Source organism: Pseudomonas sp. Tn43, assembly GCF_014192635.1.
Taxonomy (GTDB): Bacteria; Pseudomonadota; Gammaproteobacteria; order Pseudomonadales; family Pseudomonadaceae; genus Aquipseudomonas.
On record NZ_JACHYG010000002.1, the window covers coordinates 270,608 to 292,108 of the forward strand.

The window sequence follows — 21,501 nt, forward strand, 5'->3', positions numbered from 1 at the left end:
GCTTAACGGTCCACGTCGGCCATAACGAAATCGATACTACCCAGGTACGCGATCAAGTCCGCGACCATGCTGCCTTTGATCACCGAAGGGATCTGCTGCAAGTGCGGGAAGCTTGGGGTACGAATCCGGGTGCGGTAGCTCATGGTGCCGCCATCGCTCGTCAGGTAATAACTGTTGATGCCCTTGGTCGCTTCGATCATCTGGAAAGATTCGTTGGCCGGCATGACCGGGCCCCACGAAACTTGCAGGAAGTGCGTGATCAGGGTCTCGATGTGTTGCAGCGTGCGCTCTTTGGGCGGCGGCGTGGTCAGCGGGTGATCCGCCTTGTACGGGCCTTCCGGCATGTTGCGCATGCACTGCTCGATGATCTTGATGCTCTGGCGCATTTCTTCGACGCGAACGATGCAACGGTCGTAGGCATCGCCATTGGCCGCCAGCGGCACTTCGAATTCGAAGTTTTCGTAACCCGAGTAAGGGCGCGCTTTACGCAGGTCGAAATCGCAACCGGTCGAACGCAAGCCTGCACCGGTGACGCCCCATTCCAGGGCTTCCTTGGTGTTGTAGGCGGCGACGCCGATGGTCCGGCCACGCAGGATGCTGTTGTCCAGTGCGGCTTTCTGGTATTCGTCCAGACGCTTTGGCATCCACTCGACGAAATCCTTGACCAGTTTTTCCCAGCCGCGCGGCAGGTCGTGGGCGACGCCACCGATGCGGTACCAGGCCGGGTGCAGACGGAAACCGGTAATGGCTTCGATCACCGTGTACGCCTTCTGACGGTCGGTGAAGGTGAAGAACACCGGGGTCATGGCGCCGACGTCCTGGATGTAGGTCCCCAGGAACAACAGGTGGCTGGTGATCCGGAAGAACTCGGCCATCATGATGCGGATGACGTCGACCTTCTCGGGCACCTTGATGCCGGCCAGCTTCTCGACCGAGAGCACGTACGGCAGGTTGTTCATCACGCCGCCGAGGTAGTCGATCCGGTCGGTGTACGGAATGAAGCTGTGCCAGGACTGACGCTCGGCCATCTTCTCGGCACCACGGTGGTGGTAACCGACGTCCGGCACGCAGTCGACGATCTCTTCACCGTCCAGCTGCAGAATGATGCGGAACGCCCCGTGCGCCGAAGGGTGGTTGGGGCCCAGGTTGAGGAACATGTAGTCCTCGTTCGCACCGGAACGCTTCATGCCCCAATCTTCAGGCTTGAAGCGCGCGGCTTCTTCCTCAAGCTGTTGCTTGGCCAGCGTCAGGCTGAACGGGTCGAATTCGGTGGCGCGGGCCGGGAAGTCCTTGCGCAGCGGGTGGCCTTCCCAGGTCGGCGGCATCATGATGCGCGTCAGGTGCGGGTGACCGGCAAAGTTGATGCCGTACATGTCCCACACTTCACGCTCGTACCAGTTGGCGTTTGGCCACAGACCGGTAACGGTCGGTACGCTGAGGTCGCTCTCGGACAAGGCGACCTTGATCATTACGTCACTATTACGTTCGATCGACATCAAGTGATAGAACACAGTGAAGTCGGCGCCGCTTGGCAGCCCTTGACGCTTGGTGCGCAGACGCTCGTCCACGCCGTGCAGGTCATAGAGCATGACGTACGGCTTGGGCAAGTTGCGCAGGAAGGTCAGGACTTCGACGAGTTTGGCGCGGGCAACCCAAAGCACCGGCATGCCGGTGCGGGTCGGCTGGGCGCTGAACGCCTCCGGGCCAAAACGATTGTTCAGTTCGACGACCACATCCTGGTCGTCTGCCTTGTAAGGCGGGATGTACAGAGCACTGCCTGTAGTCATGGTTATTTATCGCTTTCGGTCAACGTAAAGAATGAAGCCAGTTTCTCGTTTCTTTGTAAGAACAGATCTGGATCAGACTTCGTCGGGGCTGCGCAGGTTGGTTACCTGAATACGCTGTTCGCGGCGCTTTTCCTTTTCGGAAGGCATCTCGGCGCGATAGACGCCTTGATCACCAACGACCCAGGAAAGTGGGCGACGCTCCTGGCCAATCGACTCCTGCAACAGCATCAAGCCTTGCAGGAAAGCTTCAGGGCGGGGCGGGCAGCCAGGCACGTAGACGTCCACGGGCAGGAACTTGTCCACCCCTTGAACGACGGAGTAGATGTCGTACATGCCACCGGAGTTGGCGCACGAACCCATGGAGATGACCCATTTAGGCTCGAGCATTTGCTCGTAGAGACGCTGAATGATCGGCGCCATCTTGATGAAGCAGGTACCGGCGATAACCATGAAATCCGCCTGACGCGGCGATGCCCGGATAACCTCGGCGCCAAAGCGCGCGATGTCGTGGGGCGCCGTGAAGGCGGTGGTCATTTCCACGTAGCAGCACGAAAGACCGAAGTTGTACGGCCACAGGGAGTTCTTGCGCCCCCAGTTGATCGTGCCGTTGAGCACGTCTTCGAGCTTGCCCATGAAAATGTTTTTGTGGACTTGATCTTCTAACGGATCGGAAACGGTTTCCCGTTTGCCAATCGGATACTGCTCGTTAGGAGCATCGGGGTCGATCCTGGTGAGATTGTATTGCATTGCCAAAGCCTCATTGTTTCAGCTTCGCTTGCCGCTTGCGCCGAGCTTCCGGAGCCCAGTCAAGGGCGCCCACTCGGAATAGGTAGACAAGACCTGCCAACAGAATTGCTATGAAAACGAGAGCTTCGACGAATCCGGTCCAGCCGCTTTCGCGGACGGACACAGACCAGGCAAAGAGAAAAAGGGCTTCGATATCGAAGATCACGAAGAGCATCGCGACCAGATAGAATTTGGCTGAGAGCCGCAAGCGGGCGCCACCGGTAGGTAGCATGCCGGACTCGAACGGTTCGTTTTTGCTGCGGCCCCAGGCTTTTGACCCGAGGAGGCTGGAGACGCCGAGCATGAAGGCGCAAAGGCCGCCGACACCCAGAAGGAAAATGGCAAAGCCCCAGTTGTGGGCCATGAGTCCGGTCGCTTCGGGCATGCTGGAAATCCTTAACAGAGAGCAAAGGTCTCTGAGCTTGAAAAGAAACAAAGCAGTGACGATATGTCGCAGCAATCAATCGCGGTGATTTTATGGCTAAACACCGAGCAAGTAAAATTCAGATAGCGAAATTATTTACAAGAATAAGGACATAGCATGCCTCCAAAGACCTGTAGCCCATGCCGCTCGGGCATTAGCGGGGGTTTTGTCAAATATGTTTTGTAGGGAATGTAACGAACATACTTGCCGCTAAATGATAATCAATATTATTTGTCGCGCTTTTCAAACTGTTTAACAGGTGAGTGGCTGGGAAGTTGTCTTATATGCGCGTTACTGCAAGTAGCGGGCGCCCCCGTTTTACCCTCTTTTTCTGATCGCGACACCGCTCTGGATCAATGTTTTTGTCCGCCTGAGTCTGTAGGGGCGAGGCTTGCCCGCGAAGAATGCGCTGCGGTTTTTCAGGCATACCGCGTCATCGTTCTTCGCGGGCAAGCCTCGCTCCTACAGAGGGGAGGGAAATCGCAGGCAAAAAAACGCCCCGAACCAGTCGGGGCGTCAGATGTGCAGCGCTGCGGTTAGCTTTCTGTTCGGCCCGCAGCGGCTGATGTCTCAGGCGAAGCAGATCAGTGGAACTGTTCTTCTTCGGTCGAACCGGTCAGCGCGGTTACCGAGGACGTGCCACCCTGGATCACGGTGGTCATGTCGTCGAAGTAGCCGGTGCCCACTTCCTGCTGGTGAGCCACGAAGGTGTAACCCTTGGCGGCGTCAGCGAATTCCTGCTCTTGCAGCTTCACGTAGGCGGTCATGTCGTTGCGGGCGTAGTCGTGCGCCAGGTTGAACATGCTGTGCCACATGTTGTGAATGCCGGCCAGGGTGATGAACTGGTGCTTGTAACCCATGGCGGACAGTTCGCGCTGGAACTTGGCGATGGTCGCGTCGTCCAGGTTTTTCTTCCAGTTGAAGGAAGGCGAGCAGTTGTACGACAGCAGTTGGTCCGGGTATTCCTTTTTGATCGCTTCAGCGAAGCGACGTGCTTCTTCCAGATCCGGCTTGGCGGTTTCGCACCAGATCAGGTCGGCGAACGGCGCGTAGGCCAGGCCGCGAGCGATGGCCTGGTCGAGGCCGGCGCGCACTTTGTAGAAGCCTTCCTGGGTGCGTTCACCCGTCACGAATGGCTGGTCATACGGGTCGCAATCGGAAGTCAGCAAGTCGGCTGCGTTAGCGTCGGTACGGGCCAGGATGATGGTCGGTGTACCGGCCACGTCAGCGGCCAGACGAGCAGCGGTCAGCTTCTGTACGGCTTCCTGGGTAGGAACCAGTACCTTGCCGCCCATGTGACCGCATTTTTTCACGGAAGCCAGTTGGTCTTCGAAGTGAACGCCGGCGGCGCCTGCTTCGATCATGCTCTTCATCAGCTCGTAAGCGTTCAATACGCCGCCGAAACCGGCTTCAGCGTCAGCCACGATCGGTGCGAAGTAATCGATGTAGCCTTCGTCGCCCGGGTTCTTGCCGGCTTTCCACTGGATCTGGTCGGCACGACGGAACGAGTTGTTGATGCGCTTGACCACGGTCGGAACCGAATCCACCGGGTACAGCGACTGATCCGGGTACATCGATTCGGCGGAGTTGTTGTCCGCAGCTACCTGCCAGCCCGACAGGTAGATCGCCTGGATACCGGCCTTGACTTGTTGCACAGCCTGGCCGCCGGTCAGGGCGCCCATGCAGTTGACGAAATCTTTCTCAGGACGGAAGGACGGCTTGGCACCCTGGGTGACCAGGTTCCAAAGCTTTTCGGCGCCCATTTTTGCAAAGGTGTGCTCAGGTTGAACCGAGCCACGCAGACGGACGACGTCAGCAGCGGAGTAATTGCGTGTCACGCCTTTCCAGCGCGGGTTTTCAGCCCAATCTTTTTCGAGGGCTGCAATTTGCTGTTCGCGTGTCAGTGCCATGGAGATAAACCTCGTCGCGTCTTTGATAAAAGTCGTTCTTGGTGAAAATTCCTGCTCCTGCCAAATACGCCTTTTTAAGGGGAATAAAAGGCTGCTCGCTGACCAGAAGCTTAGGCGCTCAAGGCGGGGTTTGGCGGGGAGGGCGACGGGATGAACGATGGGCTCGAGGGGAAGTGAGCAGGTAAGGGCGAACTGGCGAGCGCATTCGGGCGTCGTGGGCCTTGGTGCGAACTTCAGTGTGGAGCCGGGTTACCTATTACGCTTCCGTCCCTCGGGACAACTTCGTTCCAGTCGGCAACCTCGTCAAACACACCTTGTGGGCGGTACAGACACGAATCGGCTCGCGGGGTAGGGTGCGAACAGCGACTCGAAAGCCCTTGCCAGGGCCTCTGATTAGCGGGAGCGAGGCCATCATGCCTTTGCTTTTTTGGCTCGTCAAACGTTTTGTAGTGCTTTTTTTCAGGCACTACATCTTTGGTCTAATACGACTAATCAGTCAGTTTTTGGTGCTTTAGTCCAACGTATCGACTTTCACCCGCAGCGTCATGTCATCCCGGCCCTGGGTCGAGTAGCTGCGGGTCTGGTCTTGTTTGTCGGCCTGAGTCTGGCGATTCACGCCGGCCAGGGTGATCCACTCGCCCAGGCGACCGCTGACGGTTGTGTCGGTACTTTGCACGTTCACTACATCGGAACGTTCCTGGCTCATCCGGTCACGGTTAGTGCTGATTGCCAAATGAACGATGTCACCGGTGACGCTGGCGGTGACGTAGAAGCCTTGGGTGACATTGCGGTATTCAGTCTCGCTGCGCAGGTCGCCATAGGAATCGGTCTGTGTGCTGGTGAGCGGCACACTCTGGCCAACCTGGATCAGCGCCGGTGTGCCTTCGCTGGCCTGAACCTGTTGAATGCCGCCGTCACGGCTGTCGGTGCTGTGATTGATGATGCGCGTCTGGCTCGGCCTGGCACCGTTCACCGAGTAACCCTGATCGCCCTGGAAGTTGTTTTCGTTGGTGTCGACGGTGATCAGCAGGCGCTTGGCGGCCACGTCGAGTTGGTTGATCACGGCCTTAAGTTCATCGATCTTGCGTTGTTCTGCGTTGACAATCAGCTGATTGCCATAGGCGCTGACCTGTCCGTCCTTGCCGATGAAATTCTGCGCCACCGGCAGCAGGTCGGCGCTGGTGCGATAGTTCAGGGGCACGATCTCGGTGGCGGCCATGACTGAAAAACTGCAGGTCAGTAGCAACATGGTGAGCCGGGTGCGTAGGGACATATCCGTTATCTCCGCCTTCAAAGTCTTGATATTGCCAGTTTGTCGGCCTGCGGTGGGGCAAGTTGAATCGTAGACAGCAAAACGCCCCGGCATCGGAGGATGGCGGGGCGTGATCGTTCCCACGCTCCGCGTGGGAATGCAGCCTGAGACGCTCTGCGTCACTGCCGCGAGGGGGCGCGGAGCGTCCCAAGAGGCGCGTTCCCACGCGGAGCGTGGGAACGATCAGTTACAGGGTCTCAGGCGGAGTGACGCACCATGTCCACATGCGGAATCCCGGCTTCCAGGAATTCCTCACTGACCATGCTGAAACCCAGACGCTCATAGAACGCCGTGGCCTGCACTTGCGCGCTCAGCATCTGCTGCTTCAGCCCGCGCTTCTCGGCTTCACCGATCACCGCTTGCATCAGCGCATCGCCGACTTTCAAGCCGCGCCAGTCCTTCAGTACCGACACCCGGCCAATGTGACCATCTGGCAACAGCCGAGCGGTGCCGATCGGAAAGTCACCTTCAAAGGCCAGAAAGTGGACCGCCGTTGCGTCATCGGCATCCCATTCCAGCTCAGGCGGAACGGATTGCTCGGCGATGAACACCGTCTCACGAATGCGCCGGATCTCGGCGTTGTCCTTTTGCCAGTCTGCGACACGTACGTGAATTTTATTCATCAGCAAACCCCAGGCTGCCTTGCTTGACCAGCTCGCACAGCAGGCCGCGACCGTCTTCGTCGATCAGCCACTCGCCGATGTTGTCGATGTGTAGCGCATCGGCAGCACAAATCATCTTCAGCAGTTCGCGCAATTTGCCCGGCAGATAACGGCTTTGTCCGCTGGCAAACAGCAGCAGGTCGTCATCAACTTCGGACCAGGCCAGCCGCGCGCTTGGGTTGCGGATCAGCACCGCGCCTTGCTCAAGGCTGGCGAGCAGGTCGTCTTCTTCGACTTCTTCCGGGCCCACCACCAGTTCCGGGTAGCGCGGTTCGGTCATGAACTGGCCGAACCAGGTCAGCAGCAGGCGCTCGTCGCTCATGTGCTCGGCCAGCAAGCTTTTCAGGCGATCAAGGGCGTCGTGCTGGATCTGATGAGGATCGGCCGCTGGCAGGGCGTCGGCGTCGGTGTAGCGCTCTTCATCCGACAGGAACTGGCTGAGGAAATCAGTGAAGTGGGTCAGCACCTCAGCGGCGCTCGGTGCGCGGAAACCGACCGAGTAGGTCATGCAATTGTCAACGGCCACGCCGCAGTGAGCCAGACGCGGCGGCAAGTAGAGCATGTCGCCCGGTTCCAGCACCCATTCCTCGGTGGCGTCGAAATCAGCGAGGATGCGCAAGTCGGCGTGTTGCAGCAGCTTGCTCTCGGAATCGCACATCTGGCCGATTTTCCAGTTGCGCTTGCCGTGACCCTGCAGCAGGAACACATCGTAATTGTCGAAGTGTGGGCCAACACTGCCACCCGGGGCGGCGAAGCTGATCATCACATCGTCGACGCGCCAGCTCGGCAGGAAGCGGAAGTTCTCCAGCAGCTCAGCGACTTCGGGCACGAACTGGTCGACCGCTTGAACCAGCAGGGTCCAGTCGCGTTCCGGCAGTTTGCTGAATTCGTCTTCGGCGAACGGACCGCGGCGCAATTCCCAAGGACGCTCGCCGTTCTCGATCACCAGGCGCGATTCGACTTCTTCTTCCAGCGCCAGGCCGGCCAGTTCGTCGGCGTCGATCGGGCTTTCGAAATCAGGAATCGCCTGACGGATCAGCAGGGGTTTTTTCTGCCAGTAGTCACGCAGGAATTCGCGCGCCGTGATGCCGCCCAGAAGTTGAAGAGGAATGTCAGGATTCATGTGTAACCTATTGAAAAAAAGTACTTTTCAGACGGGAATAAAAACGCCCGGCGCTGCCGGGCGTCTCAAACGGGTAAAGCGGTCGATCAGATGCGTTTGGCTTGCGCTACAGCGTTTCCGATGTAGTTGGCCGGGGTGAGCAGTTTCAGCTCGGCCTTGGCTTGCGCAGGCATATCCAGCCCGTCGATGAAGGTCTGCAGCGCTTCAGGGCTAATGCCCTTGCCGCGAGTCAGCTCTTTCAACTTCTCGTACGGGTTTTCGATGTTGTAGCGGCGCATCACAGTCTGGATCGGCTCGGCCAACACTTCCCAGCAGGCGTCCAGGTCAGCAGCAATCTTCTGCTGGTTGAGCTCCAGTTTGCCGATGCCTTTGAGGCTGGCTTCGTAGGCGATCACGCTGTGGGCGAAGCCGACGCCGAGGTTGCGCAGTACGGTGGAGTCAGTCAGGTCGCGCTGCCAGCGGGAGATAGGCAGTTTGCTCGCCAGGTGCTGGAACAATGCGTTGGCGATACCGAGGTTGCCTTCGGAGTTTTCGAAGTCGATCGGGTTGACCTTGTGCGGCATGGTCGAGGAACCGATTTCGCCGGCGATGGTGCGCTGTTTGAAATAACCCAGGGAAATATAACCCCAGATATCGCGGTCGAAGTCGATCAGGATGGTGTTGAAGCGCGCAATCGCGTCGAACAGCTCGGCAATGTAGTCGTGCGGTTCGATCTGCGTGGTGTATGGGTTGAAGCCCAGGCCCAGTTCGTCTTCGATGAAGGCGCGGGCGTTGGCTTCCCAGTCGATCTCAGGGTAGGCCGACAGGTGAGCGTTGTAGTTGCCGACAGCACCGTTGATCTTGCCCAGCAGCGGAACGGCGGCGACTTGAGCGATCTGACGCTCCAGACGGTAAACCACGTTCGCCAGTTCTTTGCCCAGGGTGGTCGGCGAAGCCGGTTGACCGTGGGTGCGCGACAGCATCGGCACGTCAGCGAAACGGATGGCCAGTTCGCGAATGGCTTCGGCAGTCTGGCGCATCAGCGGCAGCATTACATCATCACGGCCTTCGCGCAGCATCAGGGCGTGGGACAGGTTGTTGATGTCCTCGCTGGTGCAGGCAAAGTGGATGAACTCGCTGACGGCAGCCAGTTCCGGCAACTTGGCCGCTTGCTCTTTGAGCAGGTACTCAATGGCTTTGACGTCGTGGTTGGTGGTGCGCTCGATCTCTTTGACACGCTCGGCGTGCTCCAGGGAGAAGTTTTCCGCCAGGGTGTTCAGCACCGCGTTGGCTTCGGCGGAGAACGCCGGCACTTCGCTGATGGCAGGGTGAGCGGCCAGGCGCTGGAGCCAGCGCACTTCAACCAGAACGCGAGCACGGATCAGGCCGTATTCGCTGAAAATCGGGCGCAGGGCCTGGGTTTTGCCGGCGTAGCGGCCGTCAACAGGGGAAACCGCAGTGAGCGAAGAGAGCTGCATGGGGTGTTCTCGGACAGTCGGGCAACGAAATGGGGCGCGTATCATACATGAAAAAATCCGCCGGTCCGTTGCCAACTGACCGGCGTATTACGCGTTACTGACTACAAAACGGTATTGCGGGCGCGGTTCAGCTGCTGCGCATCAGCGGGTAAAGCTCTTTAAGCAATTTGCGCCGGCTGATCACTAACTGCCAGCGATGACCGCCCAACTGCCGCCACAGGCGTGCCGATCGAATGCCGGCCAGCAACAGCGCACGAATTTTCGAGGCATTGCTCGGTTGTTGCAGGTTGCGCATGTCGCCATGCACTTGAATCCGTTGGCGCAGGGTGCTCAGGGTGTCCTGATACAACGCACCGCAGGCGGCGATCACGTTTTCGTGAGCCGGGCCGAAGTGCTCGACCTGGGACTGAATCTGCGGCAGACGCTTGCCGATCTCGTCCAGCATGTCGTTGCGCTTGGCCAGCTGACGCTCCAGGCCGAGCATCGCCAGCGCATAGCGCAGCGGTTCGCGCTGAAGGGTGCTTGGGTCGCGTTCCAGAGCGCCAATCAATGCGCGGTAACCTTCACGCAGATTGATGTCGTCACCACCATAAACTTCCAGCGTGTCCTTGGGGTCGCGAATCAACAGGCTGCCGAGCATGCAGGTCAGCCCGGCTTCATTTGTCTGGCCGGTCTTGGCGATCTTGTCGACCAATACGGCGGCGAGAAACACACCGCCCAGGGCCGTCAGTTGCTCTTGAGTCGGGCTCATGGACGCTGGTCCTTGCTGGTCCAGGGTTCGGCCACTTCGATCACGCCGCCGCCGAGACAGATTTCACCGTCGTAGAACACCACGGATTGCCCCGGGGTGACCGCGCGTTGCGGGTCGTCGAAAGTCGCGCGGTAGCCGGTGGCGGTTTTTTCCAGCGTGCAGGGCTGGTCGCTTTGACGATAGCGGACTTTGGCGGTCAAGCGGCGCGGTTCGCTCAGGTCGATCGGGTTGACCCAATAGATGTCTGAAGCGAGCAGGGCGCGGGAGAATAGATACGGATGGTCATTGCCCTGGCCAACGATCAATTCGTTGTGTTCCAGGTCCTTGATCAGCACGTACCACGGCTCGTCACTGGCGTCTTTCAAGCCGCCAATGCCCAGGCCCTGGCGCTGGCCGATGGTGTGGTACATCAAGCCGTGGTGACGGCCGATGACTTCGCCTTCGGTGGTCTTGATCTCGCCGGGCTGGGCCGGCAGGTATTGCTTGAGAAAGTCGCTGAAGCGGCGTTCGCCGATAAAGCAGATCCCGGTGGAATCCTTTTTCTTCGCAGTGGCCAGGTTGTGTTTCTCGGCAATCGCGCGCACTTCGGGTTTTTCCAGCTCGCCGACCGGGAACAGGGTCTTGGCGATCTGTTCGCCGCCGACGGCGTGCAGGAAGTAGCTCTGGTCCTTGTTCGGATCCAGGCCCTTGAGCAATTCGGTGCGGCCATCGATGTCACGGCGACGCACGTAGTGGCCGGTGGCGATCAGGTCGGCGCCGAGCATCATGGCGTAGTCGAGAAACGCCTTGAACTTGATTTCACGGTTGCAAAGGATGTCCGGGTTCGGTGTGCGACCGGCCTTGTACTCGGCCAGGAAATGCTCGAACACGTTGTCCCAGTACTCGGCGGCGAAGTTGGCGGTGTGCAGCTTGATGCCAATCTTGTCGCACACGGCCTGAGCGTCCGCCAGGTCATCCATGGCGGTGCAGTATTCCGTTCCATCGTCCTCTTCCCAGTTCTTCATGAACAGGCCTTCCACCTCATAACCCTGCTCGATCAGCAGGAGAGCGGAAACGGAAGAGTCCACGCCGCCGGACATGCCGACAATGACGCGCTTCTTTTGTGTGTCAGAAGGGGCTGGATCACGCATAGGGATTCAATGAGTGTCTTGAAAAAGGACGCGATTCTAGCAGGCTCAAGCCTGCAAGGCTAAAGAGAAGGGCGGATCAGCTCGAGGCTGAAGTGTTTACCGTCCAGATAATCATCGATACAGCGGATGATCAGCTCACTGCGCCAGTTTGCGCGCTGTTGCAGCAGTTCGTCACGCGTCAGCCATTTTGTGCCGACGATGCCGTCGTCCAGCTGATAGTCCGGGTGGTGTTTGAGCGGTTTTGCGGTGAAGCAGACCCGCTGATAAGTCACGCCATTGCTTGGCGCGGTGTAGAGGTAAATGCCTACCACGCCCGTCGGCTCTATGTCCCAGCCGGTTTCCTCGAGGGTTTCGCGCACGGCGGCTTCGATCAGGGTTTCGTCCGGGTCCAGATGGCCGGCGGGCTGGTTGAGTACCGTTCGTCCGTGCCTGAACTCTTCGACCATCAGAAAGCGACCATTGTCCTCGACGATGGTGGCGACGGTGATGTGGGGTAGCCAATCCATAGGGTTTTCCTCTGTGCGGTCTTCGGCAAACTGAAGATCAAAAGATCGCAGCCTTCGGCAGCTCCTACAAGGATCGGTGTAGGAGCTGCCGAAGGCTGCGATCTTTTGATCTTTTAAAAACACAAACCCCGGCACGAGGCCGGGGTTTGTGGTGTTCCCTTACAACCTTAAACCAGCGCTGCGATCGCGGCGTTGAAGGTTGCGCTCGGGCGCATGGCCTTGCTGATCAGTTCGGCATTGGCGTGGTAGTAACCGCCGATGTCCACTGGCTTGCCCTGGACGGCGTTGAGCTCGGCAACGATGGTCGCTTCGTTCTCGGTCAGGGTTTTGGCCAGTTCGCCGAACTGCGCTTGCAGTGCAGTGTCTTCGGTCTGGGCGGCCAGGGCTTGAGCCCAGTACAGCGCCAGGTAGAAGTGGCTGCCGCGGTTGTCGATGTTGCCGACTTTGCGCGATGGCGACTTGTTGTTATCCAGGAACTGGCCGGTGGCCTGATCCAGGGTCTTGGCCAGTACCAGCGCTTTAGGGTTGTTGTAGGTAACACCCAAGTGCTCGAGGGACGCAGCCAGGGCCAGGAACTCACCCAGGGAATCCCAGCGCAGGAAGTTCTCTTCCAGCAGCTGTTGAACGTGCTTGGGTGCCGAACCGCCGGCGCCGGTTTCGAACAGGCCACCGCCGTTCATCAGTGGAACGATCGACAGCATCTTGGCGCTGGTGCCCAGTTCCATGATCGGGAACAGGTCGGTCAGGTAGTCGCGCAATACGTTGCCGGTCACCGAGATGGTGTCCTTGCCTTCGCGAGTGCGGTCCAGGGTGAACTTCATCGCGTCGACAGGCGACATGATGCGGATGTCCAGGCCTGCGGTATCGTGATCCTTCAGGTAAGCCTGAACTTTCTCGATCACTACGCCGTCGTGGGCGCGCATCGGGTCCAGCCAGAAAATCGCTGGAGTGGCACTTGCGCGGGCACGGTTGACGGCCAGTTTGACCCAGTCCTGGATCGGTGCGTCTTTGGTCTGGCACATGCGGAAGATGTCGCCGGCTTCAACCGATTGTTCCAGCAGGGTGCGGCCAGCGCTGTCGGAAACCCGAACCACGCCGTTTGCCTTGATCTGGAAAGTCTTGTCGTGGGAGCCGTACTCTTCGGCTTTCTTCGCCATCAGGCCAACGTTTGGCACGCTGCCCATGGTGGTTGGATCGAAGGCGCCGTTAGCCTTGCAGTCTTCGATCACCGCCTGGTAGATGGTGGCGTAGCAACGATCCGGGATCACAGCCTTGGTGTCGTGCAGCTGACCGTCGGTGCCCCACATTTTGCCGGAGTCACGGATCATGGCCGGCATCGAAGCGTCGACGATGACGTCGCTAGGCACGTGCAGGTTGGTGATGCCTTTGTCGGAGTTGACCATGGCCAACGACGGACGAACGGCGTAGACCGCCTGGATGTCCGCTTCGATCTGCGCTTGCTGCTCGGTCGGCAGGGTTTTGATACGGGCGTACAGGTCGCCGATGCCGTTGTTCAGGTTGAAGCCGATCTGTGCCAGCACGTCAGCGTGCTTGGCCAGTGCGTCTTTATAGAACTCGGCAACGATCTGGCCGAACATGATCGGGTCGGAGACCTTCATCATGGTGGCTTTCAGGTGAACCGACAGCAGCACGCCTTTGGCTTTGGCGTCTTCAATCTCGGCTGCGATGAAGCTGCGCAGAGCGTTTTTGCTCATGACCGCGCAATCGAGGATCTCACCGGCTTGCACGGTGGTTTTTTCTTTCAGGACGGTGGTGGTGCCGTCTTGAGCGATCAGCTCGATTTTGACCGCGTCAGCGGCGTCGATCAGGGCAGCTTTTTCGCTGCCGTAGAAATCGCCGGTGCTCATGTGAGCGACGTGGGACTTGGAGTCTTTGGTCCAGGCGCCCATTTTGTGCGGGTGCTTGCGCGCGTAGTTCTTGACCGACAGCGGGGCGCGACGATCGGAGTTGCCTTCGCGCAGAACCGGGTTTACCGCGCTGCCTTTGATCTTGTCGTAACGCGACTTGGCGAGCTTGTCGGCATCGCTGGTTACGGTTTCCGGGTAGTCCGGCAGCGCGAAGCCCTGGGCTTGCAGCTCTTTGATCGCGGCCTGCAGTTGCGGAACCGAAGCGCTGATGTTCGGCAGCTTGATGATGTTGGCTTCAGGTGTAACGGCCAGGTCGCCCAGTTCGGCGAGGTGGTCGGCTACGGCTTTGTCACCCAATTGCTCGGGGAAGCTGGCCAGAATGCGCCCTGCAAGAGAGATATCGCGGGTTTCAACGGCGATATCAGCCGAGGCGGTGAAAGCCTCTACGATAGGCAACAGTGAATAGGTGGCGAGGGCTGGGGCTTCGTCGGTGAAGGTATAGATGATCTTCGAGCGGGTGGGCATATTCGGATTAACTCTCTCTTCTTTGCTAAGCGTGCGCAGAAACTCGAGGGGCGCCGGGTAAGCGCGTTCGTTCAAAGTCATCCATGAGCCGAATGTCGAGGTTTCTTCGCGGTGATGTTGGGTGCATCAGTCGAGCGTCAAGCGGGTGGACTGCGATAACAATCCGGCTTATTCGGGCCCAACGTCTTGTGATAGAGCGGTCGGCCGTAGTGACTCTGTGGTCAGCGGCGGCATTATACATAGGTAGCTGGCAATCTGCCGATGGTTCATATGCAACGTTTTTCGTCCATTGGTCTAAAGGTCGCAGGGAGCGGCGACGCGTAAAGTCGCTCGCCGTGCTTGAGTTTGGCGCTTTTCCCTTTGCTTTCAGGCTTGTACGTCGCGAACAGTGCAGCTTTGCGGCCAATGGGCGGAACATAGGGTTTGCGCGCCGATTTAACTGGGGTACGCTCAAACGCAGCCAGATGTTCAATCCAAACAATGGAGTACAGCATGGGATACAAGAAGATTCAGGTTCCAGCCGTCGGCGACAAAATCACCGTCAACGCAGACCATTCTCTCAATGTTCCTAACAACCCGATCATCCCCTTCATCGAAGGCGATGGTATTGGCGTTGATATCAGCCCGGTCATGATCAAGGTTGTCGATGCTGCTGTTAAGAAAGCTTACGGCGGCGAGCGCAAAATTTCCTGGATGGAAGTCTACGCCGGGGAGAAAGCGACTCAGGTTTACGATCAGGACACCTGGCTGCCTCAGGAAACCCTGGACGCGGTCAAGGATTACGTGGTTTCCATCAAGGGCCCTTTGACCACCCCGGTCGGTGGCGGCATCCGTTCCCTGAACGTGGCCCTGCGTCAGCAACTCGACCTGTATGTGTGCCTGCGCCCGGTGCGCTGGTTCGAAGGCGTGCCGAGCCCGGTCAAGAAGCCAGGCGATGTCGACATGACCATCTTCCGCGAAAACTCGGAAGACATTTATGCCGGTATCGAATGGAAGGCCGGTTCGCCGGAAGCGACCAAGGTCATCAAGTTCCTTAAAGAAGAAATGGGCGTCACCAAGATCCGTTTCGACGAAAACTGCGGTATCGGCGTCAAGCCGGTTTCCCTGGAAGGCACCAAGCGCCTGGCGCGCAAGGCCCTGCAGTATGTGGTCGACAACGACCGCGACTCGCTGACCATCGTGCACAAAGGCAACATCATGAAGTTCACCGAAGGTGCCTTCAAGGAATGGGCCTACGAAGTGGCTGCTGAAGAGTTCGGCGCGACCCTGCTCGACGGCGGTCCGTGGATGCAGTTCAAGAACCCGAAAACCGGCAAGAACGTCATCGTCAAGGACGCCATCGCCGACGCCATGCTCCAGCAGATCCTGCTGCGCCCGGCCGAGTACGATGTCATCGCGACCCTGAACCTCAACGGCGACTACCTCTCCGACGCCCTGGCGGCCGAAGTGGGTGGTATCGGTATCGCGCCGGGTGCCAACCTGTCCGACACCGTGGCCATGTTCGAAGCGACCCACGGGACCGCGCCGAAGTACGCCGGCAAAGACCAGGTCAACCCGGGTTCGTTGATCCTGTCCGCCGAGATGATGCTGCGTCACATGGGCTGGACCGAAGCGGCTGACCTGATCATCAAAGGCACCAACGGCGCGATTTCTGCGAAAACCGTGACCTATGACTTCGAACGACTGATGGAAGGCGCGAAACTGCTGTCCTCTTCCGCGTTTGGTGATGCGCTGATTTCGCATATGTGAGCCGCACATATAAGTGAATCAGCACAAAAAAACCGCCTTCGGGCGGTTTTTTATCACTGGATGATCAGATTGCGTCAGCTCGATACCGATTCCTGTTGTCGGGCGGCGGTCGCAGCCTGTTCGTTGGCATTGTCAATCAGTGCAATTTTCACCGCGTGAAGTCCCTTTGGGCCCTGGATAATCTCGAAACTTACGGCTTGTCCGGCTTTGAGGGTCTTGTATCCGTCCATCTCAATGGCCGAATAGTGGGCAAAAAAATCGATATCCTTGCCATCCTCGTCACGACCTTCTCTGGCGTCGGTGTTAATGAAACCGAACCCCTTGGCATTGTTGAACCATTTCACCTTACCGACAGCCATACCCATATCCCTCTGCAACAGACTCCATCACTGGAGTATCATCCAGTTAATCCGCAGTCTAATCTTTCAAATAGATTGACTCCGCGGACCTTTTTTACCCACTGTGGGCTCTATTGTTTGTAACACCGATTTTCCGATAGTCAAGGTGACCGGGCAGTCGGAGTTGAAATCCTCGATGGCAGCCCCCACCACTGTATTCGCACAACTGACGAACCTTTCTTTCCATGCATGCAATCAGCCAGATTCGACTAACATTCAATCAGGATCGCCCTGATTTACACGACGACGATTCCGCAGGCATTGCTGTTCAGGAGGCTAAGCCTGCTTTACAGGCGCCACCGATGTATAAGGTGGTTTTATTCAACGATGACTACACACCGATGGATTTCGTCGTCGAAGTGCTCGAGGTGTTTTTTAACCTGAATCGCGAGCTGGCGACCAAGGTCATGCTGGCCGTCCATACAGAAGGACGGGCAGTATGTGGAGTGTTTACCCGCGACATCGCCGAGACCAAGGCCATGCAGGTCAACCAGTACGCCAGGGAAAGCCAGCATCCGCTACTCTGTGAAATCGAGAAGGACGGTTAATCGCCGACCACTTGGGTATGAGGTGAAGCTATGTTAAACCGCGAGCTCGAAGTCACCCTCAATCTTGCCTTCAAGGAGGCTCGCTCGAAGCGTCATGAATTCATGACTGTCGAGCACCTTCTGCTGGCCCTATTGGATAACGAGGCTGCCGCCACCGTTTTGCGTGCCTGCGGCGCAAACCTCGACAAACTCAAGCATGATCTGCAGGAGTTCATCGACTCCACCACGCCATTGATCCCTCTTCATGACGAGGATCGTGAAACCCAGCCAACCCTGGGCTTCCAGCGTGTACTGCAACGTGCTGTCTTTCATGTACAGAGCTCGGGCAAACGCGAAGTGACTGGCGCAAACGTGCTGGTCGCAATCTTCAGTGAGCAAGAGAGTCAAGCCGTGTTTCTGCTCAAGCAGCAGAGCGTTGCGCGCATCGATGTCGTCAATTACATCGCCCATGGCATTTCCAAAGTGCCGGGGCATGGCGATCACTCTGAAGGTGAACAAGATATGCAGGACGACGAGGGCGGTGAGTCTTCTTCTTCAGGCAATCCTCTGGATGCTTATGCCAGCAACCTCAACGAACTGGCGCGCCAGGGTCGTATCGATCCGTTGGTAGGCCGTGAGCTGGAGGTCGAGCGCGTCGCGCAGATCCTCGCGCGTCGTCGCAAGAACAACCCGTTGCTGGTGGGCGAGGCGGGCGTGGGCAAGACCGCGATCGCCGAAGGCCTGGCCAAACGCATTGTCGACAATCAGGTGCCGGACCTGCTGGCCAACAGCGTGGTGTATTCCCTCGATCTGGGGGCTTTGCTGGCCGGGACCAAATACCGTGGCGATTTCGAGAAGCGCTTCAAGGCGCTGCTCAATGAGCTGAAAAAACGTCCGCAGGCGATCCTGTTCATCGACGAAATCCACACCATCATCGGTGCGGGTGCAGCGTCCGGTGGTGTCATGGATGCCTCGAACCTGCTCAAGCCATTGCTCTCATCCGGCGATATCCGTTGCATCGGTTCGACCACGTTCCAGGAGTTCCGCGGAATCTTCGAGAAGGACCGTGCCTTGGCTCGGCGTTTCCAGAAGGTCGATGTATCGGAACCTTCGGTGGAAGACACCATTGGCATCCTGCGTGGCCTGAAAGGGCGTTTCGAAGCGCACCACAGCATCGAATACAGCGATGAAGCCCTACGCGCCGCTGCGGAACTGGCCTCGCGCTATATCAATGACCGGCACATGCCGGACAAGGCCATCGACGTCATCGACGAGGCGGGCGCCTTCCAGCGTCTGCAACCGATCGATAAGCGCGTGAAACGCATCGAAGTACCTCAGGTCGAGGACATCGTCGCGAAAATCGCGCGAATTCCACCAAAACACGTCACCAGTTCCGACAAAGAGCTGCTGCGTAACCTTGAACGTGACCTGAAGCTCACGGTGTTTGGCCAGGATGCGGCGATCGACTCGCTGTCGACCGCGATCAAACTGTCCCGTGCCGGCCTCAAGTCGCCTGACAAGCCCGTCGGTTCGTTCCTGTTCGCAGGGCCGACCGGTGTGGGTAAAACCGAGGCCGCGCGGCAACTGGCCAAGGCGTTGGGTGTCGAACTGGTTCGCTTCGATATGTCCGAATACATGGAGCGCCACACCGTATCGCGCTTGATCGGTGCGCCTCCAGGCTATGTCGGATTCGATCAGGGCGGTCTGCTGACCGAAGCCATCACCAAGCAGCCTCATTGCGTGCTGTTGCTCGATGAAATCGAAAAGGCGCATCCGGAAGTCTTCAACCTGCTGTTGCAGGTCATGGATCACGGTACGCTGACCGATAACAACGGGCGCAAGGCGGACTTCCGTAACGTGATCGTCATCATGACGACCAACGCCGGTGCCGAAACTGCAGCCCGTGCTTCGATCGGTTTCACCTATCAGGACCACTCGTCCGATGCGATGGAAGTGATCAAGAAGAGCTTCACGCCGGAATTCCGTAACCGTCTGGACACCATTATCCAGTTTGGTCGCCTCAGCCATGAGGTCATTAAAAGCGTGGTGGACAAGTTCCTTACCGAACTTCAGGCGCAGCTGGAAGACAAGCGGGTGCTGTTGGAAGTCACCGACGCTGCTCGCAGCTGGCTGGCAGCGGGTGGTTACGACTCGGCAATGGGCGCTCGTCCAATGGCGCGCTTGATTCAGGACAAGATCAAGCGTCCACTGGCCGAAGAGATCCTCTTTGGCGAACTGGCCGAACATGGCGGTGTGGTACACATCGACATCAAGGATGGCGAACTGACCTTCGAGTTCGAGACTACGGCTGAAATGGCCTGACGTTAAACCGCAACAAAGCAGAAAGGCGCTGAAAAGCGCCTTTCTGCTGCCTGTCTGTTATACGCCGATCCCCCTGTAGGAGCTGCCGAAGGCTGCGATCTTTTGATCTTTGATCGTTCCCGCGCTCCGCGTGGGAATGCAGTCCGGGACGCTCCGCGTCCCTTCAAAAGCCGAACGCAGAGTGTCCGTTGAGGCATTCCCACGCAGAGCATGGGAATGATCCGCAACGATCCACAAACAAAAACGCCCGGCATAGCCGGGCGTTTTGTATTGACTTGATTAGCGAGCGCGGTAGGTGATGCGCCCTTTGCTCAAGTCATAGGGCGTCAGCTCGACGCGCACTTTGTCGCCGGTAAGAATACGGATGTAATTCTTGCGCATCTTGCCGGAGATATGCGCGGTTACGACGTGCCCATTTTCCAACTCCACACGAAACATGGTGTTGGGCAGGGTGTCGACGACAGTGCCTTCCATTTCGAAGCTGTCTTCTTTCGACATGCAGTAAAGCCCTCGGTGTCCAATGAATGGCCCGGTGCAACTGCGCCAGGCAAAAGCGGCGTGCATTGTGCCCGAAAAATGGGGTTCAAGCCAAGGGGTTAGTGTCCTGTCTCACAAATACGTTCCTCTTTTGGCGAGTGGCTGTTGTCGTCAGGCAAGGCGCCGCGACGAGTCATTGCCCGCTATGGCAAGGAGCGGCAACGCAGCATGATGACAACAGACGCCGTCAAAAAGGAACAGTGTTTGCGAGACAGAGCACTAGCTCAGGATGACCCAACGTTGATTAATCAGCAGTTCGATAGGGCGATATTGGGTCTTGTAGCTCATTTTTTTGCAGTTTTTGATCCAGTAGCCGAGATAAACCGCTTCCAGCCCCAGGCGTCGGGCTTCGCCGATTTGCCAGAGGATGGCATAACGCCCCAGGCTACGACGCTCCTGCTCGGGTTCATAGAAGGTATAGACCGCCGACAGGCCGTTGGGCAGCAAGTCGGTGACGGCCACGGCCAGCAGGCGGCCTTCGAGACGAAATTCGTAGAAACGGGAGAATGGCAGGTCACGTACCAGGAAGGTCGAAAACTGGTCGCGGCTCGGTGGATACATATCGCCGTCGGCATGACGTTGTTCGATGTAGCGCTGATAAAGGTCGAAGTACTCTTCGCTGAACTTGGGTCTGGTCGGACGTACCTGCAAGTCGGCATTACGTTTGACAATGCGTTTTTGCTGACGGTTGGGCGTAAATTGCGCCACAGGAATGCGCGCCGGTACGCACGCATTGCAATGCTGGCAATGGGGCCGGTATAGATGATCGCCACTGCGACGAAAGCCCATTTCCGACAGGTCTGCATAGACGTGCACATCCATGGGCTGACTAGGGTCGAGGAACAGCGTCGTGGCCTGCTCCTCGGGCAGATAACTGCAAGAGTGGGGCTGAGTGGCATAAAACTTCAAACGCGCCAACTCGGTCATGATCAACCCTCGGGATAAGCTTTTGATTAGGGGTTGCTCTCAATGAGTTTCCCCGCATTAAGTGTAAGCCACACGCGCCAATGTCGCTCAGCAAACCCAAGTGGCACGGTCGGGTTGATCCAGGTGTCGCGCAAGGTAGCCGGCAAATTCCCGGCGGGGAATCGCGCGGGCGCCCAAGCTGTGCAGATGATCGGTAGGCATTTGGCAGTCGATCAGTACAAAACCCGAGTCTTTCAGGTGTCGCACCAGGGTAGCGAAGCCATATTTGGAGGCGTTGTCGGCGCGGCTGAACATCGATTCGCCGAAGAACAACTGCCCCATGGCCAAGCCGTAGAGCCCGCCGACCAGCGCGCCATCGTCCCAGACTTCCACCGAGTGGGCGTAACCACGCCTGTGCAGTTCGATATAGGCATCCTGCATCGCTTGGGTGATCCAGGTGCCGTCTGCGTGTTCGCGCGGTGCGGCGCAGGCGCGGATGACCGCGGCAAAATCCCGATCGAAGGTCACTTGATAGCGCTTTTGGCGCAGCAGTTTGTTCAAGCTGCGGGAAACATGCAGTTCGTCGGGAAACAGCACCGTGCGCGGATCCGGCGACCACCAGAGAATCGGCTGGCCCTCCGAAAACCACGGAAAGCAGCCGTGACGATAGGCTTGAATCAGCCGATCGGCGGACAGATCGCCGCCCGCGGCCAGCAGCCCGTTGGGCTCGCGCATGGCTTTTTCCAGCGGCGGGAAGGTCAATGTGTTGCGTTGTAACCAAGTCAGCATGGCATCCGGGCTTGCAGAAGAGGAGGGCGGTA

The 21,501-nt window shown here is 58.1% G+C and carries 19 protein-coding genes; 3 read left to right on the forward strand and 16 right to left on the reverse strand.

Going from position 1 to position 21,501, the window contains the following annotated elements:
* Positions 1 to 2: 2 nt before the first annotated feature.
* From nuoC to FHW68_RS05555, 12 genes are all read right to left on the reverse strand, one after another.
* Positions 3 to 1,787, reverse strand: a complete 1,785-nt coding sequence (gene nuoC / locus FHW68_RS05500) for an NADH-quinone oxidoreductase subunit C/D (RefSeq protein WP_095631552.1) — start codon at positions 1,785 to 1,787, stop codon at positions 3 to 5.
* Positions 1,788 to 1,859: 72 nt separating this feature from the next.
* Positions 1,860 to 2,534, reverse strand: a complete 675-nt coding sequence (locus FHW68_RS05505) for an NADH-quinone oxidoreductase subunit B family protein (RefSeq protein ID WP_007905053.1) — start codon at positions 2,532 to 2,534, stop codon at positions 1,860 to 1,862.
* 10 nt (positions 2,535 to 2,544) lie between these two features.
* On the reverse strand, positions 2,545 to 2,958 hold the full coding sequence (locus tag FHW68_RS05510) for an NADH-quinone oxidoreductase subunit A (protein WP_007905050.1): 414 nt from the start codon (positions 2,956 to 2,958) through the stop codon (positions 2,545 to 2,547).
* 623 nt (positions 2,959 to 3,581) lie between these two features.
* Entirely contained in the window at positions 3,582 to 4,907 is a 1,326-nt protein-coding gene (gene aceA / locus FHW68_RS05515) for an isocitrate lyase (RefSeq protein ID WP_095631551.1), read from the reverse strand.
* Positions 4,908 to 5,418: 511 nt separating this feature from the next.
* Positions 5,419 to 6,180, reverse strand: coding sequence for a secretin N-terminal domain-containing protein (locus tag FHW68_RS05520; RefSeq protein WP_183679224.1), 762 nt, complete (start codon positions 6,178 to 6,180; stop codon positions 5,419 to 5,421).
* A 236-nt stretch (positions 6,181 to 6,416) separates the two neighbouring features.
* The gene (locus FHW68_RS05525; protein WP_095631549.1) at positions 6,417 to 6,842 is read right to left on the reverse strand and encodes a GNAT family N-acetyltransferase; all 426 of its coding nucleotides are present in this window, start codon (positions 6,840 to 6,842) and stop codon (positions 6,417 to 6,419) included.
* Positions 6,835 to 8,004, reverse strand: coding sequence for a cupin domain-containing protein (locus tag FHW68_RS05530; protein ID WP_183679226.1), 1,170 nt, complete (start codon positions 8,002 to 8,004; stop codon positions 6,835 to 6,837). Before FHW68_RS05530 ends, FHW68_RS05525 begins: the two co-directional genes overlap by 8 nt.
* 86 nt (positions 8,005 to 8,090) lie before the next feature.
* Positions 8,091 to 9,461 carry an adenylosuccinate lyase gene (purB, locus tag FHW68_RS05535; protein WP_183679228.1) on the reverse strand — a complete coding sequence of 457 codons (1,371 nt, stop codon included), beginning with the start codon at positions 9,459 to 9,461 and terminating at the stop codon, positions 8,091 to 8,093.
* A gap of 127 nt (positions 9,462 to 9,588) precedes the next feature.
* Positions 9,589 to 10,212, reverse strand: coding sequence for a high frequency lysogenization protein HflD (gene hflD, locus FHW68_RS05540; protein WP_007905037.1), 624 nt, complete (start codon positions 10,210 to 10,212; stop codon positions 9,589 to 9,591).
* Positions 10,209 to 11,342: a tRNA 2-thiouridine(34) synthase MnmA gene (gene mnmA / locus FHW68_RS05545; RefSeq protein WP_095631546.1), complete on the reverse strand. Its 1,134-nt coding sequence runs from the start codon at positions 11,340 to 11,342 to the stop codon at positions 10,209 to 10,211. The genes hflD and mnmA overlap by 4 nt, the downstream gene beginning before the upstream one ends.
* A gap of 59 nt (positions 11,343 to 11,401) precedes the next feature.
* On the reverse strand, positions 11,402 to 11,848 hold the full coding sequence (locus FHW68_RS05550) for an NUDIX hydrolase (RefSeq protein ID WP_095631545.1): 447 nt from the start codon (positions 11,846 to 11,848) through the stop codon (positions 11,402 to 11,404).
* Between the two features lie 167 nt (positions 11,849 to 12,015).
* Entirely contained in the window at positions 12,016 to 14,241 is a 2,226-nt protein-coding gene (locus FHW68_RS05555) for an NADP-dependent isocitrate dehydrogenase (RefSeq protein ID WP_095631544.1), read from the reverse strand.
* A 492-nt stretch (positions 14,242 to 14,733) separates the two neighbouring features.
* Here FHW68_RS05555 and icd point away from each other — a divergent pair, with 492 nt between their 5' ends.
* A complete protein-coding gene (gene icd, locus FHW68_RS05560; protein WP_007905029.1) occupies positions 14,734 to 15,990 on the forward strand; it encodes an NADP-dependent isocitrate dehydrogenase in 1,257 nt (418 codons plus the stop codon).
* A gap of 74 nt (positions 15,991 to 16,064) precedes the next feature.
* On the opposite strand, the gene FHW68_RS05565 is transcribed toward icd, so the two are convergent.
* Complete coding sequence (locus FHW68_RS05565) at positions 16,065 to 16,349, reverse strand: cold shock domain-containing protein (RefSeq protein ID WP_095631620.1); 285 nt, start codon at positions 16,347 to 16,349, stop codon at positions 16,065 to 16,067.
* 224 nt (positions 16,350 to 16,573) lie between these two features.
* On the opposite strand from FHW68_RS05565, the gene clpS reads away from it, so the two are divergent.
* Entirely contained in the window at positions 16,574 to 16,936 is a 363-nt protein-coding gene (gene clpS / locus FHW68_RS05570; protein WP_015094394.1) for an ATP-dependent Clp protease adapter ClpS, read from the forward strand.
* A 30-nt stretch (positions 16,937 to 16,966) separates the two neighbouring features.
* Positions 16,967 to 19,237: an ATP-dependent Clp protease ATP-binding subunit ClpA gene (clpA, locus tag FHW68_RS05575; RefSeq protein ID WP_183679230.1), complete on the forward strand. Its 2,271-nt coding sequence runs from the start codon at positions 16,967 to 16,969 to the stop codon at positions 19,235 to 19,237.
* Positions 19,238 to 19,516: 279 nt separating this feature from the next.
* Here clpA and infA read toward each other — a convergent pair whose 3' ends face one another.
* The 3 genes from infA to aat form a co-directional block, all read right to left on the reverse strand.
* Positions 19,517 to 19,735, reverse strand: coding sequence for a translation initiation factor IF-1 (gene infA, locus FHW68_RS05580; RefSeq protein ID WP_002553999.1), 219 nt, complete (start codon positions 19,733 to 19,735; stop codon positions 19,517 to 19,519).
* A 258-nt stretch (positions 19,736 to 19,993) separates the two neighbouring features.
* Positions 19,994 to 20,701, reverse strand: coding sequence for an arginyltransferase (locus FHW68_RS05585; protein ID WP_095631541.1), 708 nt, complete (start codon positions 20,699 to 20,701; stop codon positions 19,994 to 19,996).
* An 87-nt stretch (positions 20,702 to 20,788) separates the two neighbouring features.
* Positions 20,789 to 21,469 carry a leucyl/phenylalanyl-tRNA--protein transferase gene (aat, locus tag FHW68_RS05590; RefSeq protein ID WP_095631540.1) on the reverse strand — a complete coding sequence of 227 codons (681 nt, stop codon included), beginning with the start codon at positions 21,467 to 21,469 and terminating at the stop codon, positions 20,789 to 20,791.
* Positions 21,470 to 21,501 lie beyond the last annotated feature (32 nt).